The 23,367-nt window shown below is 39.5% G+C and carries 18 protein-coding genes; 14 read left to right on the top strand and 4 right to left on the bottom strand.

Features of this window, described 5'->3' with window-relative positions; genetic code table 11:
• The first annotated feature begins 29 nt into the window (after window positions 1–29).
• Both DDZ16_RS16280 and DDZ16_RS16275 read left to right on the top strand, forming a co-directional pair.
• Entirely contained in the window at window positions 30–1,658 is a 1,629-nt protein-coding gene (locus DDZ16_RS16280; protein ID WP_109265549.1) for a Na/Pi cotransporter family protein, read from the top strand.
• Between the two features lie 203 nt (window positions 1,659–1,861).
• Window positions 1,862–4,381, top strand: a complete 2,520-nt coding sequence (locus DDZ16_RS16275; RefSeq protein WP_109265548.1) for an AsmA-like C-terminal region-containing protein — start codon at window positions 1,862–1,864, stop codon at window positions 4,379–4,381.
• 343 nt (window positions 4,382–4,724) lie between these two features.
• Here DDZ16_RS16275 and DDZ16_RS16270 read toward each other — a convergent pair whose 3' ends face one another.
• Both DDZ16_RS16270 and DDZ16_RS16265 read right to left on the bottom strand, forming a co-directional pair.
• Entirely contained in the window at window positions 4,725–8,003 is a 3,279-nt protein-coding gene (locus DDZ16_RS16270; protein WP_109265547.1) for a UvrD-helicase domain-containing protein, read from the bottom strand.
• Window positions 8,004–8,142: 139 nt separating this feature from the next.
• Entirely contained in the window at window positions 8,143–8,691 is a 549-nt protein-coding gene (locus DDZ16_RS16265) for a glutathione peroxidase (protein ID WP_109265546.1), read from the bottom strand.
• 159 nt (window positions 8,692–8,850) lie between these two features.
• On the opposite strand from DDZ16_RS16265, the gene DDZ16_RS16260 reads away from it, so the two are divergent.
• On the top strand, window positions 8,851–9,618 hold the full coding sequence (locus DDZ16_RS16260; RefSeq protein ID WP_109265545.1) for an MBL fold metallo-hydrolase: 768 nt from the start codon (window positions 8,851–8,853) through the stop codon (window positions 9,616–9,618).
• Between the two features lie 2 nt (window positions 9,619–9,620).
• Here DDZ16_RS16260 and DDZ16_RS16255 read toward each other — a convergent pair whose 3' ends face one another.
• Entirely contained in the window at window positions 9,621–10,805 is a 1,185-nt protein-coding gene (locus DDZ16_RS16255; protein WP_109265544.1) for an MFS transporter, read from the bottom strand.
• A 281-nt stretch (window positions 10,806–11,086) separates the two neighbouring features.
• Between DDZ16_RS16255 and asnA the strand changes: the two genes are divergently transcribed.
• The 4 genes from asnA (at window position 11,087) to DDZ16_RS16235 (ending at window position 15,692) form a co-directional block, all read left to right on the top strand.
• A complete protein-coding gene (asnA, locus tag DDZ16_RS16250; protein WP_109265543.1) occupies window positions 11,087–12,127 on the top strand; it encodes an aspartate--ammonia ligase in 1,041 nt (346 codons plus the stop codon).
• 209 nt (window positions 12,128–12,336) lie between these two features.
• Window positions 12,337–13,539, top strand: a complete 1,203-nt coding sequence (locus DDZ16_RS16245) for a cofactor-independent phosphoglycerate mutase (protein WP_109265542.1) — start codon at window positions 12,337–12,339, stop codon at window positions 13,537–13,539.
• Window positions 13,540–13,617: 78 nt separating this feature from the next.
• Window positions 13,618–14,919 carry a threonine synthase gene (thrC, locus tag DDZ16_RS16240; protein WP_109265541.1) on the top strand — a complete coding sequence of 434 codons (1,302 nt, stop codon included), beginning with the start codon at window positions 13,618–13,620 and terminating at the stop codon, window positions 14,917–14,919.
• Window positions 14,920–15,044: 125 nt separating this feature from the next.
• Complete coding sequence (locus tag DDZ16_RS16235) at window positions 15,045–15,692, top strand: tetratricopeptide repeat protein (RefSeq protein ID WP_109265540.1); 648 nt, start codon at window positions 15,045–15,047, stop codon at window positions 15,690–15,692.
• A 195-nt stretch (window positions 15,693–15,887) separates the two neighbouring features.
• Here the strand turns inward: DDZ16_RS16235 and ndk are convergent, their stop codons facing one another.
• Complete coding sequence (gene ndk / locus DDZ16_RS16230; RefSeq protein WP_109265539.1) at window positions 15,888–16,316, bottom strand: nucleoside-diphosphate kinase; 429 nt, start codon at window positions 16,314–16,316, stop codon at window positions 15,888–15,890.
• Between the two features lie 207 nt (window positions 16,317–16,523).
• Between ndk and DDZ16_RS16225 the strand changes: the two genes are divergently transcribed.
• From DDZ16_RS16225 to DDZ16_RS16190, 7 genes are all read left to right on the top strand, one after another.
• Window positions 16,524–17,555 carry a DHH family phosphoesterase gene (locus tag DDZ16_RS16225; protein WP_109265538.1) on the top strand — a complete coding sequence of 344 codons (1,032 nt, stop codon included), beginning with the start codon at window positions 16,524–16,526 and terminating at the stop codon, window positions 17,553–17,555.
• The gene (locus DDZ16_RS16220; RefSeq protein ID WP_109265537.1) at window positions 17,552–18,097 is read left to right on the top strand and encodes an FKBP-type peptidyl-prolyl cis-trans isomerase; all 546 of its coding nucleotides are present in this window, start codon (window positions 17,552–17,554) and stop codon (window positions 18,095–18,097) included. The genes DDZ16_RS16225 and DDZ16_RS16220 overlap by 4 nt, the downstream gene beginning before the upstream one ends.
• 111 nt (window positions 18,098–18,208) lie before the next feature.
• Complete coding sequence (locus tag DDZ16_RS16215; RefSeq protein ID WP_109265536.1) at window positions 18,209–18,748, top strand: hypothetical protein; 540 nt, start codon at window positions 18,209–18,211, stop codon at window positions 18,746–18,748.
• A gap of 141 nt (window positions 18,749–18,889) precedes the next feature.
• On the top strand, window positions 18,890–19,576 hold the full coding sequence (locus DDZ16_RS16210) for a NigD1/NigD2 family lipoprotein (RefSeq protein WP_109265535.1): 687 nt from the start codon (window positions 18,890–18,892) through the stop codon (window positions 19,574–19,576).
• A 365-nt stretch (window positions 19,577–19,941) separates the two neighbouring features.
• A complete protein-coding gene (locus tag DDZ16_RS16200) occupies window positions 19,942–21,330 on the top strand; it encodes an MFS transporter (protein WP_109265533.1) in 1,389 nt (462 codons plus the stop codon).
• Between the two features lie 71 nt (window positions 21,331–21,401).
• Complete coding sequence (locus DDZ16_RS16195) at window positions 21,402–22,379, top strand: ROK family protein (RefSeq protein ID WP_109265532.1); 978 nt, start codon at window positions 21,402–21,404, stop codon at window positions 22,377–22,379.
• 203 nt (window positions 22,380–22,582) lie between these two features.
• Window positions 22,583–23,149: a TetR/AcrR family transcriptional regulator gene (locus DDZ16_RS16190; RefSeq protein ID WP_109265531.1), complete on the top strand. Its 567-nt coding sequence runs from the start codon at window positions 22,583–22,585 to the stop codon at window positions 23,147–23,149.
• Window positions 23,150–23,367 lie beyond the last annotated feature (218 nt).

The following is a 23,367-nucleotide window of genomic DNA, read 5'->3' as shown; positions in this document are numbered from 1 at the left end:
ATAAGAACCGAAAGCCAAAATATAATTTCATGAATTACCTTCATATTATCATACAGTTATTAGGTGGTCTCGGTCTTTTCCTGATGGGAATGGATCAATTGAGCTCGGGGATGAAGAGCCTGGCAGGCCGAAAAATGCGTATGATTTTGGAAAAGTTTACTTCTTCAAAGGCGGGAGGGGTTCTGTTTGGGATTCTTCTAACACTCCTCTTTCAGAGCAGCAGTGCAGCTTCTGTGGTGATGGTTGGTTTTGTTGATGCAGCCCTTTTAAGTTTCACCCAAACATTGGCAGTAATGTTAGGGACCGGGATTGGTACCACTATTACTGCTCAGTTGATTGCTTTTAAAATAGGAACCTATGCTTTAGGTTTTGTAGGAATTGGTTTCTTTTTCAAAGCCTTTGGCAAACGTCAATGGTCGTATGCGGGAAAAATTGTATTAGGACTTGGGGTGCTTTTTTATGGGATGGATCTGATGTCTTCAGGCATGGAACCATTACGGGAAATTGAGGCTTTCCTTTATTGGTTGGATTATCTGGATAACCCGTTGCTAGCCGTGTTGGTTGGAACCGTTTTTACTGCCCTTATTCAAAGCAGTGCGGCGTTTATAGGTATTGTTATGACGCTTACAGCCAATGGTCTTATCGACTTAGGGGGAGCTTTGCCTCTCATCCTGGGAACCAATATTGGCACTACCGTAACTGCATTACTGGCATCTATAAACTCTACACTGAGTGGAAAAAGATTAGCTTTTGCAAATATGTTGTTCAGGGTAGCAGGTGTTGGTATTATGATCTGGTTTTTAGGCTTATGGGAAGAAGCCACATCATGGATATCAGGGCCCGATGTATCAGAGGGCCGTTTTTTAGCCAATGCGCACACTGTTTTTAATGTGGTAATGACTTTGCTTTTTGTCCCCTTTACCAGTGCAGTCGGGAACGCAGTCAAAAAGATACTGCCGGAAAAGGGAAAAAAAGATTTCCATTTAAACTATCTGAAGCCTGAATTGGTCGACTCACCCGGGATTGCACTGCCCTTTCTGAAACGAGAAGTCCGGGACATGGGGGAATTAGTACTTCAGATGGTGGAACATTCACTGGTGCCTTTTTTTGACCGCAAAGCCAAAATGATTGATCAATTACGCGATAATGAAAAGCAGGTTGACGGATACCGGGAAGAGATCAACAGATTTCTTGTTAGATTAAATGAAAAAGAAACTTCAGAGGAATGGTCAGATGATATTTACCGGTTTTTGCATGTTGTAAATGAGCTGGAACAAATAGCAGATATTGTTTCAGTCAATATTGCCCGGCAAGCTGAGAAGTGGCTTGATAACACCATCGTTTTTTCAGCGGAAGGAGAAATGGAGTTAAAAGATTATCACGAAAGATGTATTAAGCAACTATCCAGGGCTTTGCATTTGCTAGAGGACTGGCAGCCCGAAAAGGCCATGAAGATGAAGCGCAAATACAGAAAATATGCATTAATGGCCTATGAAATGGAGATGCATCATTACAAGAGACTCCTTGCCCCCAAAAGTCATTCGGTTGAATCAAGTAAGGTACACATCGAACTATTGAATCTTCTGCGTATGATTAACAGTCATGCTACCAATATCGGACGTATGGTATTGATGGAGGAGGAGAGTCTTGAAGAATAATGTATTCCATCAGCTGTTTGAACTGATCAGGGATATTCCTCTGGTGTTGAAGTAAACACAGTCCTTTTCTGATTGTTAAGATATTGAGCAGGTTTATTTGTCGCTGAAGCCTGTTTCATCGGTCTTTCTCCCTGACAATTGGTTTTGTTTTCTTAAATTTGGAGAAGATAAAACTGATATAATTATTCAAAAATACGAACTCTATGAAACGATTTTTTCAGATTGTGTTGGGCCTTACTGCTCTTATTCTCCTGCTATTATTGGTGGTGCCATCACTGTTTAAAGGCAGGATTGAGAAAAAAGTTACTGAAGTAATCAATGAAAATGTTAATGCTACGGTCTCGTTTGATGAGTTTAATCTGAGTATGTTCCGGTATTTCCCAAACCTTTCGATGGGCCTGAACGGACTTACCGTGGTTAATAAAGCTCCTTTTGAAGGCGATACACTTATGCATATCGGAAATTTTGCAGCAAGCGTTGATTTGTGGAGTGCAATAGGAGGTGACGGTATCCAAATTAATTCGGTATTGCTGGATGAACCGGAAGTGTGGCTTAAAGTAAATAAGGATTCTGTTGCTAACTGGGATATTGTTCCCGAATCTGAAGATGAAGAGTTGGAGGAAGAGACTGCCTCTGCTGCTTCCGATTTTTCGGTGCAATTAGAATTGTTTGAAATCCGCGATGCAAAAGTTGGATTTTCCGATCAAACGATGGCCTTTTCAACAACTGTAGATGATCTTGATGTAGAGATGGAAGGTGATTTGTCTCAAAAAGCTACCAATATTGATGTTAAATCATCTATAGAACGATTGAACCTGTCAATGGAAGGAGTCAGATATCTGAAGGATGCTTTTGTATCTTTGGATGCCATTATTGGAGCCGATTTGGAGAACATGATTTTCTCCTTCAGGGAGAATGAATTCCGCTTAAACGACCTGGCTCTTGGTTTTGATGGAACCTTGGGGATGCTTGAAGAAGGCTATGAACTGGATCTTTCTCTGGCAGCTAAAGAAACCAGTTTTAAGACCCTCCTGTCTATGGTTCCCGAGACCTACCTTCAGGATTTTGAAGATCTTACCACAGAAGGAACATTGGGACTCGAAGCCACGGCAAAAGGAACTTACATTGATACGGATCATCTCCCTGCTTTTAACCTGCTTTTGGATGTAAAAGACGGGCTTATTCAATATCCCGATTTACCCAAATCTATCCGGGATATTCAAATTACTGCTAATGTTGAGAATCCCGGAGGTTCAATGGATTCAACAGTGACTGACATAAATAAATTTCATTTTCAATTGGGTGAGAATCCATTTGATGCATCCCTTTGGGTGGGAACTCCGGTATCTAACGCAACCTACAAAGGACAAATCAATGGCGTCATTGACCTGGCATCATTGCAGGAAGCAGTTCCCATGGATAGTATCAGTATGAAAGGGGTGATAACTGCCAATATGACCATTGACGGGGATTATGAGATGGTTGAGAAAGAGCTTTATGATGAAATTGAAGCCAACGGGGATGTCACCATCAGGGACTTTCTCTTTAGCACATTTGATATGCCGGCAGGATTTGCCATCAGTGAAGCCGATTTGCAAATTACACCCCGTTTTATGGCATTGGAAACGTTTAACAGTTCCTTTGGCTCCAGCGATTTTTCACTCAGTGGGAGAGTGGAAAACTATCTTTCGTATGTCATGAAAGATGGAACACTTGAAGGTCGGCTGAATCATAAGTCCAAATTAATAGACACAAATGAATTAATGCGTTTGGCGGGGGATGAGGATTCAGCAAAAGTGGAAACTGACACAACAGATATGGAGCTGGTCATTGTTCCTAAGAATCTTCAGTTTTCATTGAATAGTGAAATTGATCGACTTGTTTATGACAAACTAGTGATGACCAATATGAGTGGGGGGATTACCATAAAAGATGGTCGCGTTATTCTGGATGGATTGAGATCGGATATGCTGGACGGAGGCATGGTCATCAGTGGTGAATATAATACTGCCGATACTCTCAGACCTTATGTGGATTTTAACATGGCATTGAATACCATTGATGTGCATAAGGCAGCCAATTCTTTTAGCATGATCGATTCAATGATGCCAATTGCCCGGAAAGCCGTTGGAACTGTCACTACAAAATTGGATTTCACAAGTATGATTGCCAATGATATGTCACCAATACTGAGTTCTGTGAATGGAGGCGGCCTGCTCAATTCTCAGGGGGTTGAGATCTCCGGGGCAAAAGTTCAAAGTGCGATGGCAAGTATGCTCAACAACGATAAATACAAAAAAGCACGAGCCGAAGACCTTTCCATTAATTTTACCCTTAAAAACGGGAATGTTATTATTGATCCGTTTACTGCCGGTATTTATGGAAAACAACTGACCATATCAGGAACCCAGGGGCTCGATCAGAGTCTTGATTACATTATTAAAATGCCCGTCAGTAAAAATGAATTGGGTAATGTTGCCGGTCTTTTAGGAACCGCTTTACCTTCTTCTACTAAGGATATAATGGTTGACATTCTGGTACAGGGTACGGTTCAGGATCCGAAATTAAAATTCCGCCTCGACGAAGATTTTAAGAATCAGGCTGCAGAAGAATTGGAGAAAAAGGCCAAAGAAGCAGTAGATGAAATCATGAAAGATCCGGAAGTCAAGAAAAAAGTGGATGAAGTAAAAAATAAACTCAAAGATTTTCTGGATTTAGATTAAGTTTTCTGAATGTAGAAACAATTGTTTATGTTAGCGGCGGACTTTGATCCGCCGTTTTTGATGATATGAATTGATGTATATTTTTTGATGATCAGGCTGAAGGGGATTTATAATCCACCTTTGCCCAAACTCCTGGCTGATGCGGATTTGCAATCCGCATCATTTAGTAGTGGATTTGTAATCCATCGTTGTTTTAAATGTTGGTCATGCTGTTATTTCGTGTCTTGCTTGTTTTTAAGATAGGTTTACTAATCCTGAGCTAAAAAAAACGCCGATTCTTTGTAATTAAAGCAGCAGAGCTGAGCGGCAAATATGCGCGTTAGGGATAACTTCCGGGAAGCAATCAAAACAGAGTTCCCTGCACAATTTCATTATCCACGCGTACCACTTCCTCTTGTGAAACATACCAAATAAAACCTTTCACATTGGGATAGCCCATCTCTTTAATCTTATTCATATATCCTTTAACCTGTTGTTGGTGTTTAGCCGATTCTGCTTTTCCAAATTTATAATCAACAACAATGGTTTTATTTTTATTTATCATTACCCGGTCAGGACGACGAATGTTTTGATGTAAAATGGCTACTTCTGAAAGCACTTTATAGGTCCCGTTAAACCAATCTTCAACTTCAGGGTGACTCAACCATTTTTCCATCTTTTCCTTTAATTCGGTTTGTTCCTTCTCATCAATTTTACCTTCAAACCACAACGTTTTTAATGCATCATTCAAGTCACTCTTGTGAGAAATGAGTTCAAATGCATGATGCATAACTTTTCCATAAGTCGAGCCGCTTTCGGTTCCTGCTTCTTCAAAATATTCACCACTCTCAAGGTGGATGGCTACACGATCTCTGAACGCAAAAGTCTCCATTGTTGGAAGATTTCTGGTAGAAGTAAACCGGTTGGCTGAGCCATTTGGGGTTTTGGAAGTTTTCTTTTGATTAATAGTTCCAAAATTTCCAAGAGTATAATTATATGTAACTCCGTCCCATTCTCCCGGTAACTCGTTTTGATCTGATTCTCTTGCCTCAAAATGAAACCAAAGCAAATCCGAAACGGTTGCCAGTTCGACCGGTTCTTTTTTCTTTCTTTGGCAAAATGCACAAAGAACTTGCTCAGCTCTTGTAAATGCTACATAAAGCAAATTCAGATTGTCGATATACTGATGCATTAGTTCTTCCAGATATTCATTGACAAAATGAGAATCAAGCAAAGATTTTTCATAGTTTACCGGCACCAGATCCAACTCATTAAATGGTGCTTTTCGGGGCTGGCACCATAATAAGTTTTGAACCTTGTTGGCATCCAGGTCCCAGTTGCAAAATGGCAATACTACAGCTTTGAACTCCAGTCCTTTGGATTTGTGGATAGTCATAACTCTGATGGCCTCCTGACTTTCAGGAACCATTACGGTATCAAATTGTCCTCTTTTTTCCCATTGATCCAGAAACAAGCTTAAGTCGGCTGTTTCCTGTGAAGAAAAATTGTTTATGCTGTTTAGTAAAGCTTGCAGATAAATGCCCTGCTCAGATCTTATGCTTTCTGGAAGAAGTCTTACCAGTTCATCAGCAAGATCGTAAAGAGGTAATTGCTGACGGTTTTTCAAAAATCCAAGATGTTCTTCCCAGGACGAGGCGGTTTCAGCATTATGAAAAACTTCCGAAGCATTAAATTCTGCCTCTTCAGCTTCCCTTCGGGAACGCTCCCAATGAAGACGAATAAAAGCCTCAAGAACTTTGTCATCAGGAGATATAATGAATTTTAAATGATTGATGATAAATAAAACTGCCGGTGAGCTGTTTAAACGCAACGTCTCATTACTGATAACCGGAAGGGGAGTGCCATGCGGATGGTATTCCCCGGACAACAAGGCGTTTGTGATGGCTATGCCTTCGTCTTTTTTTCTGACTAAAACACAAATATCGGAGGGGGAGTAGCCATTATTCAATATATGTCCTATCTGATCAACCGCAGCTTTTAGTGCGGTTTCCCGGAATTCATCTTTGTTGGCGGCTTCAAGAAAAGAAAACCTGACATTCCCTCCATCAGAGGATTTGTTAGGTGCTGGTTTCTGAATAACATCATGATAGGCCTCCATTATTTTGTGATCAACACCATTTGCTCCGGCTTCAAGATTTTCGGGCATTCTATGCAGCAGTTGGGCTTGTAATGCTTTTGATGCATGCTCAAAAAAACTATTGTTAAATGCTATGACATTGGCACTGCTTCGCCAGTTAGTATCAAGTGTTTGGACATTTGAGCCAAAGGTGCTAAAGTCATTCTCTACTTTTTCAGCCAGAAGTGTCCAGTCAGAGTTGCGCCAACGGTAAATTGATTGCTTTACATCTCCTACCAACATAGCAAACTGATCCTCCGCAAGACTGTTGTTGATTAGTGGACGGAAATTGGCATATTGCAAAGAGGAAGTATCCTGAAACTCGTCAATCATGTAATGGGAATAACGAGTTCCGGTTCTTTCGTAAATAAAAGGAGCTTCATCTTTGCGAATGATTCTGGTAAGCAGATGGTTGGTGCCTGCCAATAGAAAAACATTCTGCTCACGGGAGACTTCCAGAATCTTCTGGTTCACATCATTGATAATTCCTAAAGTATAAAAATTCCTGATTATTGCTTTGGCCGTTAGATAATCATGCTTTTCTTTTCCAAACAAGTCAATTATTTGTCCCAATAACTGGTTCAGTCCATCATTAAATGCTCCTTCAATGGCTATATTTATATGTTCTGGATTGCTTTTCTTTTGCCATGTTTCCACATTATTGTGAAGTGCATAGACCTGTTCTTCGTTGTACTTTTCCTGGTTAGCCATCTTTTTAAATAACAGGACTTTACTCCGGCTTCCGTTATTGAAATGCTTGGAAATATCCAGATCCCATTTTTGAATGATGGCCAATCCATCTTCTCCAATCTGTTGGAGTTGCTTTTCATAGTCCCTAATTATAGCATGAAGCTGAGAGAGGTAGCGGCTCATGAATTTCCGATCGGCCAGTTTTTCCGATAAAGAGCCCGCTACAGATTGATAAGCTTCTTTGAAAATTTCCTCTGAAAAAGAACTTATCTCTCTGTTGATATTCCAGCTTTTGCCCTCAAGAATTTTCTTTTCAGCGAAGTCTAGTAACCACTTTTTCAGGGTTTCATGACCTTTCATATCCATTTCCAGAACTACGCGGTCAATGGCTTGTACCATAATGGACTGATGATCCAATTCGGTACGAAAACCAAGCTGCAGTCCGGCATCACGAGCAAAAGCTCTGATAATCTGTTGAAAAAAACTATCAATTGTGCTTACCGAAAAACGAGAAAAATCGTGGAGTAGAAGGCGTAATATTAACTGGGCTCTTGTTCTTACCTGAGATTCTGAAAACTCAAGCTCCTTCATTAGCTCTTCCAGGTAATCCGGTTTTTTGTCGGTGGTGTAACCCAGTTCAAATAGCTTTTGCAGAATGCGTTGTCGCATTTCGGCAGTGGCTTTATTGGTAAATGTTACAGCCAGAATATGTCGGTAATCAAAAGGTTCACGAAAAAGTAACCTAATAAACTCCCGGGTGAGGGTAAAGGTTTTTCCCGAACCTGCAGATGCTCTGTATATATTGAGTTGAGACATAAAAAAACGAAGGATTTCAATTGTTTTTAACCAGAATCAAATGTTGATTTCGGTAAAATTAGAAAAATCCTTCGTTTTTCAATCAGAGAAATTTAGCAAACCTTGAAGGCCTGACTCTGATTGCTTGTATGAAATTTTGTTATTGCTCGTCAGTAATCCAGGATATTATCTCCGAATTGTCTGGTTTTATTTTCGGAGGTACCACTTTCTGAAGTTCACCATCTGGACTTATCAGGTACTTTTGGAAGTTCCACTGCACTTTACTGTCTTTGTACCCGTTTTTTTCTTTCTGGGTTAACCATTGATAAAGTGGGTGTTGATCGTCACCTTTTACACTGACTTTGGCCATCATAGGAAAGGTAACTCCATAATTCACTGAGCAAAATTCCCTGATTTCTTCGGCAGTACCAGGTTCCTGGTTCATGAAGTTGTTGGCCGGAAAGCCAATAATGACGAAGTTATCTCCTCCGTACTGCTCATAAATAGCCTGAAGTTGTTCATATTGAGGGGTGAGGCCGCATTTGCTGGCAGTGTTGACGACCATTACTTTTTTACCCTCAAGGGCTGCCAAGTCAAAATCTTCACCAGCCAGTGTTTTTACTGTGAAATCGTAAAAACCGGATTGGGCAGAGGCGAATGCAAGAGGCAGAATGAAAAGGACGGAAAATAAAAATGTTTTAATCTTCATAGTTTGTTCTTTTTATTTAACTAAACATTAAAAACAAGATTTGGTTTAGAGGTAAAAAGGGATAACTCCCTCTCCAACCTCGATTTTGATTTTGGAAGGGTGGGCAGGACTTACTATTTTTACAGAACTTTGTTGAATTCTTATTAAAAAACAAAAACTTTGAAAGTTACACTTTTGGGAACAGGCACATCAATGGGAGTTCCCATGATTGCCTGTGATTGTAAAGTATGCAAATCTAAAGATCCCAGAGATAAACGTTTACGGTCGTCCGTTAAAATTGAGATGGGCAATCATGTGATTGTTGTTGATGCCGGACCTGATTTTCGGCAACAAATGCTGGCTTCGCAGACGAAAAAACTGGACGCGATTTTATTTACTCATGAACATAAAGACCACACTGCCGGATTGGACGATGTACGTGCTTTTAACTGGATCAACCGGCAGGCAGTAAATCTTTATGGCGAAGAACCAACGTTGAATGCCCTTAAAAACGAATTCTCCTATGCTTTTAAAGCAATGGATGAAAAGTATCCCGGAGCACCTGAATTAGTGCTAAATAAAATTGAGCGCCGGCCTTTCCCGCTTTTTGGCGAAGAGATATTACCAATAAGAGTTTATCATCACAAGATGCCGGTTTTGGGCTTCAGAATCCGGAATTTTTCGTACATTACTGATGCCAGTTATATTCCGGATGAGAGTATTGAAAAGCTTAAAGGATCAAAAGTTTTGGTGATAAATGGTTTGCGGATAAAAAACCATATTTCGCATTTCAACCTGGAGCAGGCACTCGTGATGATTGAGCAAATCAATCCTGAAAAAGCATACATTACCCACATGAGTCATAATATTGGCCTTCATGCAGAAACCTCGGAAAAATTGCCGCCAAATGTTTTTCTGGGGCAGGATGGACTTGAAATAGACTTGTAATATCAATGGCGTACTTTTAAAGTTCTCAGGAACAAGGTAACTGTTGATAGTGACAATGTAAAAAACACAAGTCCAATGATCCATAATGCCTGAGAAAGAGATAATTCATCGCTTAGCCAGCCGAATAATGGTGCAACAATCGCGAATATGCCCCTAATGAGCAGGCTTCTCACAGACAAAACGGTAGCCCGGATTTCAGAGGGGGTTATTTGATTGATATAATCTTTTAGAACCGGAGTTGCAATGCCCCTGGCCATGTAGAATATTCCAAGAACAGGGAGAAAAAACAAGGCATCTGAAGAAAGGCCGGCCAGTATAAATCCACCAGTGATTAGAAGGCTTGTGCTTAAGACAGTTACTCGACTCCCCATGTTGTTTTTTAGCTTTGAGGAGAACAGCGTTACAGTACCTACAAGTAAATTTAATACGGTTGCAGTGCCTCCAATGAATAATTCGGAAAAACCGAACTCATGCAGTTTCAACTGATAAACCCAGGCCATAGTGAGGGTCGAGGTTCCAATTATCGAGGAGTAGATCAAATTCCATCTTAATTTGTTGTTTTTCACCAGTGCATAATGTACCACATTTAGAATATCTTTAAAGCGTGGTTTCTTTCGGCTTGATTTTACCGGTGGTTCTAATAAAGTGATGGCGGCCGGAATGCCTAAAAAGGCTATACCGGTCTGAAAGTAAAAAGGTAAATGAAGACTGATTTCAGCCAGAGCGCCTCCGGCTAATCCTGCTAAGGCTTCTGAATAATTTCCAACAGAGAAATTGATGCCTTCGTACTTTAAATATTTATTGCTTTTGCCATCTGCCTTTAACGAATCAAAGAGCATTGCTGAATCAGCCCCTGAAACAAAACTTTGCCCTATTCCCAGGGTTAACTCTGCGGCCAGAAACATCCAGAATCCCTCTCCAAATGAATAAAAAACAAAACCCAGAGTCCCCAGAAAAGCTCCAATAATCAATGTTACCTTTCGACCCAGAATGTCTGCTAAATAGCCCGACGGTACCTCGAAAATTACGATGCTAATGCTGTAAATGGCTTTAAGTTGAAATGCCTCTTCATTGGTTAAGCCCATGTCTTTATAAAAGAGCATGATGATTGGCATGGTCAACATAAACCATTTGGCAATCTTAATGATATAAAGACGGTAAATATTTTGACTGTAGGAATGTTGCATCAAACTGTATCTGATGTTCTTCGCGTTGAAGGACTGAGTTTTTGTGGGGACAAAGATAAATAAATACCAAAACCTTTTATTGAATTTTGAAAGGCGTAAAACAAAATTCTTTATCACTTTTGGATAGACAACAGTGAATCACGCGCAGCTTTCAATTAGTCAATAATGTTTGTCTGTAGCGTGATAATATGAAAAAAAATGTGTGTAAAAATTTTTTAATTGTAATTATAGGGCGTAGTTTTGTAAGAGCAAACAAAAGTTATTCTTGATTTACTGTAGTTATGACAGATAATTTAATTCTTCCCGCAAATTACAAGCCCTTACTGGGTTTAAAGCAAACAGAACATGCCATTACAATCATTAAGGAGTTTTTTCAATCAGGACTTTCGTCTGAATTAAAATTAAGAAGAGTTACTGCTCCTTTGTTTGTTTTGAAAGGAACAGGTATTAACGATGACCTTAACGGAATCGAAAGACCTGTTGCATTTCCGGTTAAAGATCTGGGTGACAGAGAAGCTGAAATTGTGCATAGTTTGGCCAAATGGAAAAGAATGGTTTTGGCTGATTACGACATTGAACCGGGGTATGGTATTTATACCGACATGAATGCCATTCGACCCGACGAAATTATGGATAATACGCACTCCATCTACGTAGATCAGTGGGATTGGGAACGACATATGGTTAAAGAAGATAGAAATGTGGAATTCCTGAAAAAAAATGTGGAACGTATTTATGAGGTGCTGAAAAGGACTGAATTTATTCTATATGAGAAATATCCTGTCTTAACACCACATTTGCCTGAAAATATTCATTTTATCCACAGTGAAGATCTGTTGCAAATGTATCCCGATCTTACGCCAAAACAGAGAGAGGACGCCATATGTAAAAAATATGGTGCAGTCTTTTTAATCGGAATAGGTGGAAAATTATCTAATGGAGAAGAACATGACGGGAGAGCTCCGGATTACGATGATTGGAGTACACCCGAAGCAAATGGGCAGGAAGGATTGAATGGAGATATTCTTCTCTGGAACCCGGTTCTTAATGGGGCTTTTGAGATTTCTTCCATGGGCATCAGAGTCGACAGAGAAGCTCTCGAGCGCCAGCTTGAATTGAAAGATTGTACTGAAAGAAAACAGCTTCTTTTCCATCGTCGTTTATTAGATGGAGAGTTGCCTTTGAGTATAGGTGGTGGTATTGGACAGTCTCGTTTGTGCATGTATTTCCTCCGCAAAGCGCACATCGGAGAAATCCAATCAAGTTTGTGGCCCGAAGAAATGCGGAAGGTTTGTAGTGAAAACAATATTCCGCTGGTATAATTGAAGATAAATAGAACCATTCATAAGACGTTGAGGCTGTTTGAAAAAAAGGTACATTTTTTTCAAACAGCTTCCTTAATATATGAGCTATTTTCGATTACACTTGAATGATTCAATTATCGGATATTTTTTGGTTGGAGAGAAATTTATTTGAGGCAATAAAATGTTTTTCAACCCTTATGCCTTATTTTTGAAAAAAGAAATTTCAGATGAAGTATATCGTTGTTTTGGCTGATGGAATGGCCGATAATCCAATTTCGGAATGGGACAATAAAACACCATTAATGGTGGCAAAGAAGCCTGTGATGGATAGTCTTTGCAAGAGGGGACAGGCAGGACTTCTAAAGTCCATTCCCGACGGGATGCATCCCGGCAGCGAGATTGCAAATATGAATATTTTGGGACTTGATCCGCGTGAATATTTTCCCGGAAGAGGTGTTTTAGAGGCAGCGGCCCTTAATGTTCCATCTGAGCCCAATGAGCTGGTTTTTAGATGTAACTTGGTGACTATTGAAGGTGGAAAATTGGTCAATCATTCAGGTGGTCATATTTCTAATGAAGAAGCAGGTGAATTGATTAAAGCACTTAACAATGAATTGACCTCCGAGGGTGTTAAATTTCATCAGGGCGTTAGCTACCGGAATCTTATGATGATGGAAAACGGTTCTGAAGAAATTGAATGTAAACCTCCCCATGATTACCCGGGTGAGCCTTTTGAAGGTTTACTACCCTCAGGGAAAGCGGGCGGATCTGAAACTGTTGACAGACTTCAGTCACTTATAAAAAAATCTATAGAAATACTGGATAAGCACCCGGTTAATAAAAGGCGTAGAGAACAGGGATTGGCTGCTGCCAATGCTATTTGGCCCTGGTCACCTGGCAAAGCTGGGGGATTTCCTTCCTTTAAAGAACGCTGGGGCATTAAATCAGGTGCCGTTATTTCTGCCGTAGACCTAATTCATGGCATTGGTGGAATGGCTGGTTTGGAAAGTATCCATGTAGAGGGTGCCACAGGCCTGTTTGATACCAATTATGAAGGTAAAGCAGCTGCAGCTGTGGAGGCTCTCAAAAAAGTGGATTTTGTTTTTTTGCATGTTGAGGCCGCCGATGAAGCTGGCCATGAAGGAGACAAAGATTTGAAAAAGAAAGTGGTAGAAGATTTCGACCAAAGATTACTAAAGCCTCTTTTAGAAGGGTTAAATCAGTTGGATGAGGAAGTAGCTATTGCTTTGTTACCTGATCATCCAACTCCCTGCGAATTAAGGACTCATACCTCCGATCCGGTGCCCTTCTTTATTGTTAAGCCTGGCTTGGAAGCGGATGGAGTGGATTCTTTTGATGAAGAATCTGTAAAGAATGGGGCAATGGGAACTTTATCTGATGGTGGAGTTTTAGAAAAATTATTTAGCTAACTCAATTGGGTGAGGTTTTCAGAAAAGAGGCTATGTGAAAATCATCTTTTTGCTTTAAAAAGGAAATAATTACAAATTATGCAATATAAAAGTTTAGGTCAGGAAGAACAGGTTGTTTCGTTGCCCGAGGGCGTATTTAAAGGCTTGGCAGATGATGGCAGTCTCTTTATGCCTGTGGAAATTCCTCGTTTACAGGAAGATTTTTTGTCAGCCTTGCCTGAATTGACATTGCCCGAAATGGCTTTTTCAGTTTTGCGGCCCTATGTTCATGAAAATCTCGATGATACTGTTCTTACAAAGATGGTTCAGGAAACTTTTTCTTTTCCGATTCCGCTTGTCAGTGTTCATGATAAAATCAATGTACTGGAACTATTCCACGGGCCAACTCAAGCATTTAAAGATGTAGGTGCCCGGTTTCTTTCCCGGTTAATGAGTCATTTGCATCCGGTAGAAAATGATAAAATGGTTGTCTTGACTGCTACCTCAGGAGATACAGGTGGAGCAGTTGCTCACGGGTTTCACAAAGTTCCCGGAATTGAAGTTGTGGTGCTTTATCCTGAAGGTAAAATCAGTCCTTATCAGGAGAATCAAATGACCACTTTGGGACATAATATACATGCCATTGCAATTGAGGGAGCTTTTGATGATTGTCAGCGGTTAGTGAAACAGGCATTTAATGACAGATCACTTCGGGAACAGGTTTCTATAACATCAGCGAACTCCATTAATTTAGGACGCTTGCTTCCACAGATGGTTTATTATTTTCAGGGGGTTGCCCGATCAATGCAACAAAATAACGGAACAGCACCGGTTGTTTGCGTGCCCAGTGGTAATTTTGGTAATATAACGGCCGCTATTATGGCCAACAGAATGGGGTTGCGTGTGAAGCGTTTTGTTGCAGCTACCAATGCAAATGACGTAGTTCCCAGGTTTCTGGAGTCTGGTGATTATGATCCCAGACAAACGATTGTAACCCTCGCCAATGCAATGGATGTGGGAGATCCAAGTAACTTTCCCCGCATGTATGCATTGTTTCAAAACAATCTTGAGGAATTGAAAAAATTACTCTCTGCCAATGTTGTTACGGATGATGAAATAAGAGAGACCATAAAATCAGTTTACAACGATTTTAATTATTTATTAGATCCACATTCAGCTGCCGGATACCTTGGATTGAAACGTGAATTGTGGGGCGAAGAGCATGGTTTCTTTGTGTCTACAGCTCATCCAATAAAGTTTATCGAGATCGTGGAAGACGTTTTACCGGGCGTAGCCCAAAAACTAAAGCAGGATTTTCAGGCGAATTTTGATTCAGCCAAAACCAAAGAATCCATGGGTAATTCCTATAATTCTTTGAAGGAATATCTTTTACAATTGTAAAAACAATATAAATTTAAAGAATTTTAAGGTTTGGCCTGTTTTTTGTTTCTTAGTTTTATCAAAAGGGCTATTTTTACAGCCATAAAAAGAAATTAGAATAACCAAACATTTAATTTGATCGCGTTATGAAGTATTTATTGACAGTTAGTTTTGTGTTGTTTGCGCTGGCGGGTAGTGTTTTTGCCCAGGATAAATCAGCTGCCGATTATAAGAACGAGGGAAATGAAGCTTTGAGAAGCAAAGATTATCAAAAAGCCCTTGAACTTTATGAAGAGGCGTTGGCAAATTGGAGTGAAGAAGAGCCTGTTGAAGATGCATTGGTATACAATATGGCTACTTGTGCCCGTCGTATCGAAAACTATGACAAAGCTATCAAGTATTACAAAATGTCAAAAGAACAGGGTTTCCGTGGTGATATTGCAACTTACTATATCGCTTATTCCCTGAAAAAGCAGGACAAAGAAGAGGAAATGGAAGCATTCCTGGGTGATGCCATTGAAGAGTACAGCTCAAGTAAGTATGTTGGCCATATGAAGAAAATGCTTGTCACTTACTATCTAAAAAAGGGATCAGAACCTTACAATGAGGCTTCTCAAATTTTGGCTTCGGCCCAAAATGCTGACCCATCGCAGTATGATGAGATCAATGCCAAAGCAAATGAAGCTTTCAAAAAAGCTAAGCCCTGGTTTGAAAAAGCATTGAAGTATGATCCGGACAACAGCAATGCTAAAGCTACCATCGAAGAGATTAATAAGCGCTTAGCCGGAAATTAATCTTTAGAATACAAAACTCTAAGAAAGACTGCTTCCAAATCGTTGTGAAGCAGTTTTTTTTTGTACAAAGCTTCTATGTTGGCCTAAAGGCTTTATGTCTCAGATTTCTGTTTTCTGCATAAATGCCTTCCCTGGTTTAAAAATCATTTTTTGCCTTAAGTAGGATAAATAGCCAATTTAGGTGTGTTTGAGCCATTAATACCTGAATTGATCCATTTCACTAAAGAAAAACCAGGCTTCTTTAACGGCATTTTCATCGCTATCAGAGCCATGAATGGCATTGTGGGTTTTGTCTTTAGCAAAAAGTTTCCTTATAGTGCCTTCTTCTGCTTCAGCCGGATCCGTTGAACCTATTAATTCCCGGAAATCCTTTACAGCATTTTCTTTTTCCAAAATAGCTACTACTACAGGACCGGATTTCATGAAGTTGACAAGTTCATCAAAAAAGAATTTGTCTTTATGAACTTCGTAAAAAACCATTGCCTTTTCTTTGGGCATTTGAGTCATTTTAAGTCCTATGATTTTGAAGCCTGCATGTTCAATATGTGCAAGAATATCACCAACATGGTGTTCTTTAACGGCAGTTGGTTTAATCATTGTGAGGGTGATTTTTCCTTTTTCCATAAAACTATTTTTAATCTGATTTAAAAAATAATAGATGATTGGTTACTTCAAGCAAATAATTTTCAGACTCTTATGAAATCCAGACGAAGTATTATAAAAACTCAATGTCGCCTATGATTACATAAAGGTCAGGATACGTTATTAAAAATAAGAATTTTTCCTTAGGGAGGGTAATTTATTACCTTTGCCTTTTTAGAAAAAGAGCCAATGATATTTAATGAATCGCAGATATCCCGGTTGGGAGAGCTTATTTTAAAATCGGAATCCATTGTTTTGATTCCCCATAAAAATTCTGATGGGGATGCAATAGGAAGCATCCTTGGATGGTGGAATCTCTTCAAAAATAAAGGTCTGAATGCCACGGTTGTGGTTCCGGATGCAGTACCGGATAATTTGCAATGGATGAAAGGAGCCAATGAAATTGTGGTTCATGAAAATGACCCTCAAAAATCGAAGGAGGCTCTGAAACATTCTGACTTGCTGTTTCTAATGGATTTTAACAATCTCCAAAGATGTGGTAGTTTGGCCGACATTGTTAGTACCCTGAATACTACCAGGGTGCTTATTGATCATCATCCCGATCCAGTGTGGGGTGTGGCTGATTTAATTTTTTCAGAAATCGGGGTTTCATCCACTTGTGAACTTTCATATCATATTATCAAAAGCTTGAACTGGCAGGATAATGTTGATGAGTTTTCAGCCGAAAGTTTTTATTCAGGTATTATTACTGATACGGGATCTTTAAGTTATAATTCATCCCATCCCAGAACCTATATGGTTGTGGGGGAACTGGTAGGCAAAGGTATTGACAAGGACAAAATCCACAAACAATTATTTCAGAGTAATTCTTTAACAAGGATGCGTTTGCTTGGGCACGTTCTTTGTAATAAAATGGAATTGATGAATGATTTAGAGGCAGCTTATATTGCTATTTCAAAGGATGATTTGGACAATCATAATTACAAGCCTGGCGATACGGAAGGATTTGTTAATTATCCTTTAGGTATTAAAGGAGTGGAGATTTCAGCAATGTTTACCGAAAAGGAAAGAGAAAAGTTTGTGAAAGTTTCATTTCGCTCCAGAGATAATACTCCCGTTAACCTGTATTCAGAGAAGTACTTTTCGGGAGGCGGACATGCCAAAGCTGCCGGGGGAGAATGGAATGGAACACTGAGAGGGGCAATAGAACACTTCAAAAAAACATTGCCTGATTTTATTAACCAAATCCGGGAGTCATGAATATTTATTCAACGTTGCCCAAAGTAATATTACTGGTTCTGATGACCGCGATGTCCAGTTGCTCAGGTTCACAAAATCGTGATGGGAAAAAAGAAAATCAGGGGCAGATTCCCCTGGAGACCTATATTAAGATTAATCGTTCATTGGTAGAGCGGGAGCAGAAAAAAATAGAGCAATATGTAAAAGAGCATAATCTTGAAATGGAAACTACCGGTACCGGGCTATGGTATGGCATTGAAGCAGAAGGTGAAGGAGATAAGGTAAAGAAAGGACAGGTTGTTACCCTCGATTATGAGATAAAACTGCTGGATGGAACGGTTTGTTATTCATCCGATGAATCGGGTCCCAAAGAGTTTTTGGTAGGGCAGGGAGGTGTTGAATCAGGATTGGAAGAGGGTGTTTTATTGTTGAAACCCGGGGCAAAAGCACGTTTTATAATGCCTCCTCATCTTGCTCACGGGCTTATTGGTGATGATGATCAAATACCCTCACGGGCAATTATCCTTTATGAAGTGACAGTTCTTGATGTGAAAAACAATTGATTAATCTGACATGCGGTGTTGTGCACACCGGTAAAATTAATTTATTTTGTAGCTTTTTAAATACAAACAGACAATTTCCACCTATTATTGGTTCATAAAATAATTTTATCAATGAAAAATATTTCGATTAACATACTGCTGATTCTTGCGGTCCTTGCCGGAAGTGTAATGATTAATGCCTGTGATGAAGGCTATCGTATCAATACTAAGGAATTGTTACAGGAAGAGCAAGCGCTTATGGAAGAATACTTCAATGAAGAAAAAGATAGTCTGGCACAGCTTGGAGATTCTATTGACGATTTGAGAACCAATGGGTTCGCCTTTTTTGAGACTCAGGAAGGAACCGGGGATTCTGTGAAAGTGGGGAAGAAAGTGGGATTTCGATGTATTTACTATGAAATTGTCCGAGACAGCCTGGGGGTGCCTTTTCTATTTGAAAGTTATAATAATTATGGAGACCCCAGTCCTAAAATTTATATCGCCGGCAATCCTGATATTTACAATAATATATATCCGGGAGTTGATGAGGCAATAAAAAATATGACTTATGGGTCAAAGGCCAGAGCATTTATTTCCTCCAGATTGTGGACGGGTAATTATGATTATACACCATGGGTAGTTGATCTTGAGGTTACCTACCTGGAGAAATAATTTTTTTTACTATTCCAACGCAACCAAAATTTTTCTTTTTCATCTAAAGATTAAACGGCAAATGGTTCTTGAATTTTATCAAAGCTGTTTTGCTGAAAATAGCTAAGTTTTATTGTTTAATTATTTTGGGAGAAAAGAATTATGAGAAGAATGTTTTTTGCGCTGATTATTGGCGCTTTGGGGTTGTTTTTTACCGGCTGTCTTGACGATGACAATGATACCACACCGGTCCAATATTTCGAACTGGGAATGACCAAAGTGGGTGATGCCGATCAAATGCAGGTGGTCACGGATTCCGAACTTACTCTGGAGTTTGCCACTTTTCCTGAAAATTATGAATTTGAGGCGGATACAAGGGTTATGGTCAAGTACTCTGTGAATGAGCGCGGAGAAGAGGGTGATTCATATGATTATTTGGTAGATGTTTATAGTATCCAGGACGTGGTACTGAAGGAGATTATTGAATTGAATGAAGAAAATCGTGATACCATTGGCACAGATCAGCTTTCTATCAATGATGTATGGGTTTCCGGTGGATTTCTGAATATTGATTTTTCTTTTTATGGAACCGATGAAGTACACTACTTTAATTTAGTGAAAGATCCTTTGGAGCAACCTGATAGTCCTAATGAAGTGAACTTGCAAATCAGGCATGATGCAAGAGGGGATGATGCACTTTCCCGCTATCGTGGTTTAATGAGTTTCTATCTTGAAAGCTTGCAAGTAGAAGGGGAAGATTCTTTAAATCTTAAATTTCCGAATCAGGGTTTTTATGCTGCCCCATTTTCTGAAATCGAAGTAGATTATAAATATGGGACTACAGAATAATATTTAATCTGGGTTTCCATTTTTTAAGAGACTGTTTAAATTTTGAGTTTGGAGTTGATTTTTTTGTCATGAAAACTAAAAGCGACTTCCAATTTAAAACTTAAACAGTTTCTTATTTCAGGGTTGCTTTTCACGGTAACCCTTTTTTTGTGCGGGAAATAGAGTTTTTTAAATAGAAAGTCGAATGTGATTAATTCACAGATGATTGAGGTGTGAAATGTAATTTTTTTCAAAAGAATGAAATACTTTTGCAATAAATTAATGGAACATATGGGTAATTTAGTGCTGTTAAGTTTTGTAAAAAAAGCAAATTTGCGGTATTATTGCATTCGATTAGATCACACACAACTTAAACGACTTATTCTATGGAACAGAAAAACAGTAATTACGGACTTGGCATGGGGGTTTTCGGTGCCGTCTTTTTTATTTTTGGATTTGCCACAACGTTTATTGTGACAATGACAGCGCCGGTTAAGGCGATTTTTGGTTTGCCAGAGTGGGGAGCCCAATTATTATCTTCCGCATTTTTTATTTCTTATCCTATTTTATCAATACCATCCGGAAAGCTTGTGGCCAGAGTTGGATACAAGTGGACCGTTATTTTGGGGCTTTTGTTAATGGGTATTGGTAGTTTGATTTTTTGGCCTGCTGCAAAAATTCCATCCTTTCCGATGTTTTTAGTGGCAACCTTTATACTTGCCGCAGGAGTTGTTTTCCTGCAGGTAGCCGCCAATCCTTATGTGACAGCTCTTGGGCCAGAAAGTTCTGCTTCAAGTCGATTAAACCTGACACAGGCGTTGAATTCCATTGCAACAATGATTGCACCATGGATTATTTCAGTAGCTATTTTCAGAGGTTTGAGTGAAACCATGATGACTGCAAAAGAGTATGGTTATGCAGCCGCTGAAAGAGTACCGCTGCCTTTTATAACCATGGCAATTGTTGTAATTGCCGTTGCAGTTATCCTATTTGCAATTAAACTTCCTGTTTTGGTTTCAGAAAAGAAAGAAGGTGCGAAAAAAAGCGTATGGTCTTATCCCCACGTTATCCTCGGGGCCTTTGCCATATTTGCTTATGTAGGTGCTGAAGTAGGTAATGCAGGCCTTATTGTAAACTATCTCAAAAATTCCGGAGGTATTGACCCGGAAGTCGCCTCTACTTATGCTGCTATATATTGGGGTGGAGCAATGATTGGTCGTTTCTTTGGAGCGATAATGTTCTCTGATATGAAGAGTAAAGCGAAGAAATATGGAATGGTACTTCTTGTACTTGGTCTTGCTTTTGTTTCAGGTGCTTTCGTGACTGCCACAGATTACACATTCGATTCCTGGAATTTCAACGCGGGACTAACCTTTATGATCGTTGCATTGGTAAACTTCATCATTATGCAAATTGGATCAGGAAAAGCTGCCCGTACTTTGGGCGTTTTTGCCATTGTTGCAGCTTCGCTGGCCCTTATAACCACATTTACTACCGGCCAGGTTGCATTGTGGACCATTATTTCAATCGGTCTTTTCAACTCAATTATGTTCCCCAATATTTTCTCATTGGCGGTTAAAGACCTTGATGGAGAAGAGATGGCATCTGCATCCGGAATCATCAACTCCCTTGTTGTAGGTGGAGCAGTTATTCCCCCATTAATGGGGGGTATTGCTGATGCAGTTGGTTACACCTGGGCATTTGTTGTTCCGGCCATTTGTTACCTTTATATCTTCTTCTATGCTGTAAAGGGACATGCAATTCGAACAGCTTAAAAAAAGTGACTTAATATAATGAGCCGGAAGGACTTTCTCCTCCGGCTCTGTTAACGTAAAAGAGTGTTGTTATGAAAAAAATTGCAATAGGTATTGATATTGGTGGTACCAATACTGTTATTGGTGCGGTTGATCAGGATGGTAATGTTATGGTTAATCGCACAATTGACACACCAAAGCATGGCGATTTTGACAAGTATATGACCGACCTCTCCGGAGAGATTAAAGAGTTGATTAAATCTCTTAAGCTGATGAATGAGGATACGGATATTCTTGGTATTGGAGTTGGCGCCCCTAATGGTAACTATTACAACGGTACCATTGAATATGCTCCAAATTTGTCTTTTAAAGGTGTTGTCAATATTGTTGAAGGCCTGAAAAAGAACTTCCCTGAATCTTATGCTATTGCATTGACCAATGACGCCAATGCAGCTGCTATAGGTGAGATGGTTTATGGCGGGGCACAGAATATGAAAAATTTCGTCATGTTTACTCTTGGTACCGGCGTCGGTAGCGGCGTTATCGTCAATGGCGATCTGGTCTATGGTCATGATGGCTTTGCCGGAGAGTGTGGGCATACCACCCTTATTCCCGGAGGAAGAGTTTGTGGCTGTGGGGCACTGGGGCACCTTGAAGCTTATTGCTCAGCACCCGGAATGAAACGTACTGCTTTTGAGCTAATAGCTCATTACAATGCAGAAGACAGTGTTCTGGCTGATAAATCATTCAAAGAACTGACATCAAAAATGATTTATGAAGCTGCTGAGAAAGGTGACAAAATTGCTCTTGAAGTATTTGAAAAAACCGGGCATTATCTGGGTCAGGGATTAGCAGATACTGTTCACCATCTGGCACCTGAAGCTATTTTCTTGTTTGGTGGACCTACTGCAGCCGGAGATTATATTTTTAAGCCTACTTATGAAAGTATGAATCGCCATTTGCTGCCTATTTTTAAAGACAAAATTAAAATTCTTCCTTCCAAACTGAAGCTTGGCGACGCTGCTATTGTTGGAGCCAGTGCCCTGGTATGGAAAGAAATTGAAAAATAGCATGTTTTTCAACGATATACTTTTAAAAGCCGGTTCCTGAATGGAACCGGCTTTTTTTTTGATCTTTTGCTACCGGTAATATGTTCCATTATTTTATTTTGGTTTAAACAACTGCATTTAATCCATTTTCGAAAATTAATGTTAACTACACATTCACCATTCAAGAATTACATACATTTGGAGGAAAAAGTAAATAAGAACTAATGCCCAAACTTTGCACCAGGGATAAAATCTACAAACAAGCCATCCGGCTGTTTGTGAAAAAAGGGTTTTCAGCATCAGTAAATGATCTTATTGCCGCTGTGGGAATTGCCAAAGGAACCTTTTACCATTATTTTAAGCGGAAGGAAGATCTCATTGTTGAGTTGTATAAAACATTGATGTTTGAAGTTGAAAGGGAATGTGTCACCGAATATTGTAATGAAACTGCACGTGAATACTCATTTTCTGTTTTTAGCGAAATCGTTAAATGGTTTATTACGCATCCGGAAAAATTTAATTACATCGTCATTTTTGAAACCAGTCCTTATATAAAGAAGGTAGTGGGCAAGGTGGATGAAACGCTCCAGGCTCCTCTCCAAAACACCATGAAGAAGGTTGATATGGGTATGCTAAAAGCTTATCCCCCCGAAATGATTACGTTTTTTGACTTTTCCTTTACAAGAGCTGCTGCCAATTATTTTCTGAGCTTTCAAGATCCGCTAAAATGTTTTGATGAAAAATTTAAGCTGGCATTTGACCTTTATTGGAATGGAGTATCACAAAATTAAGTGGGCTTATCGAAATTAACACAAGGTTAATAAAAAAAACACCGACCACTTGGTCGGTTTTTTGCATTTTTGTAAACGTAAATGAGCTATGTCATATTGATATTCCCGGTATTTTAATTTATTGTATTGGTATTTAAGACATTCGAAATACACCTGAATTGATCCTGATCTAAATAAATCGTAAAAAGCAACCTTTAACATGATTTGTTACTTATGAG

This window comes from Marinilabilia rubra, from assembly GCF_003121985.1.
Classification (GTDB): Bacteria; Bacteroidota; Bacteroidia; order Bacteroidales; family Marinilabiliaceae; genus Marinilabilia; species Marinilabilia rubra.
This window is presented reverse-complemented; position numbering and strand designations above follow the sequence as displayed.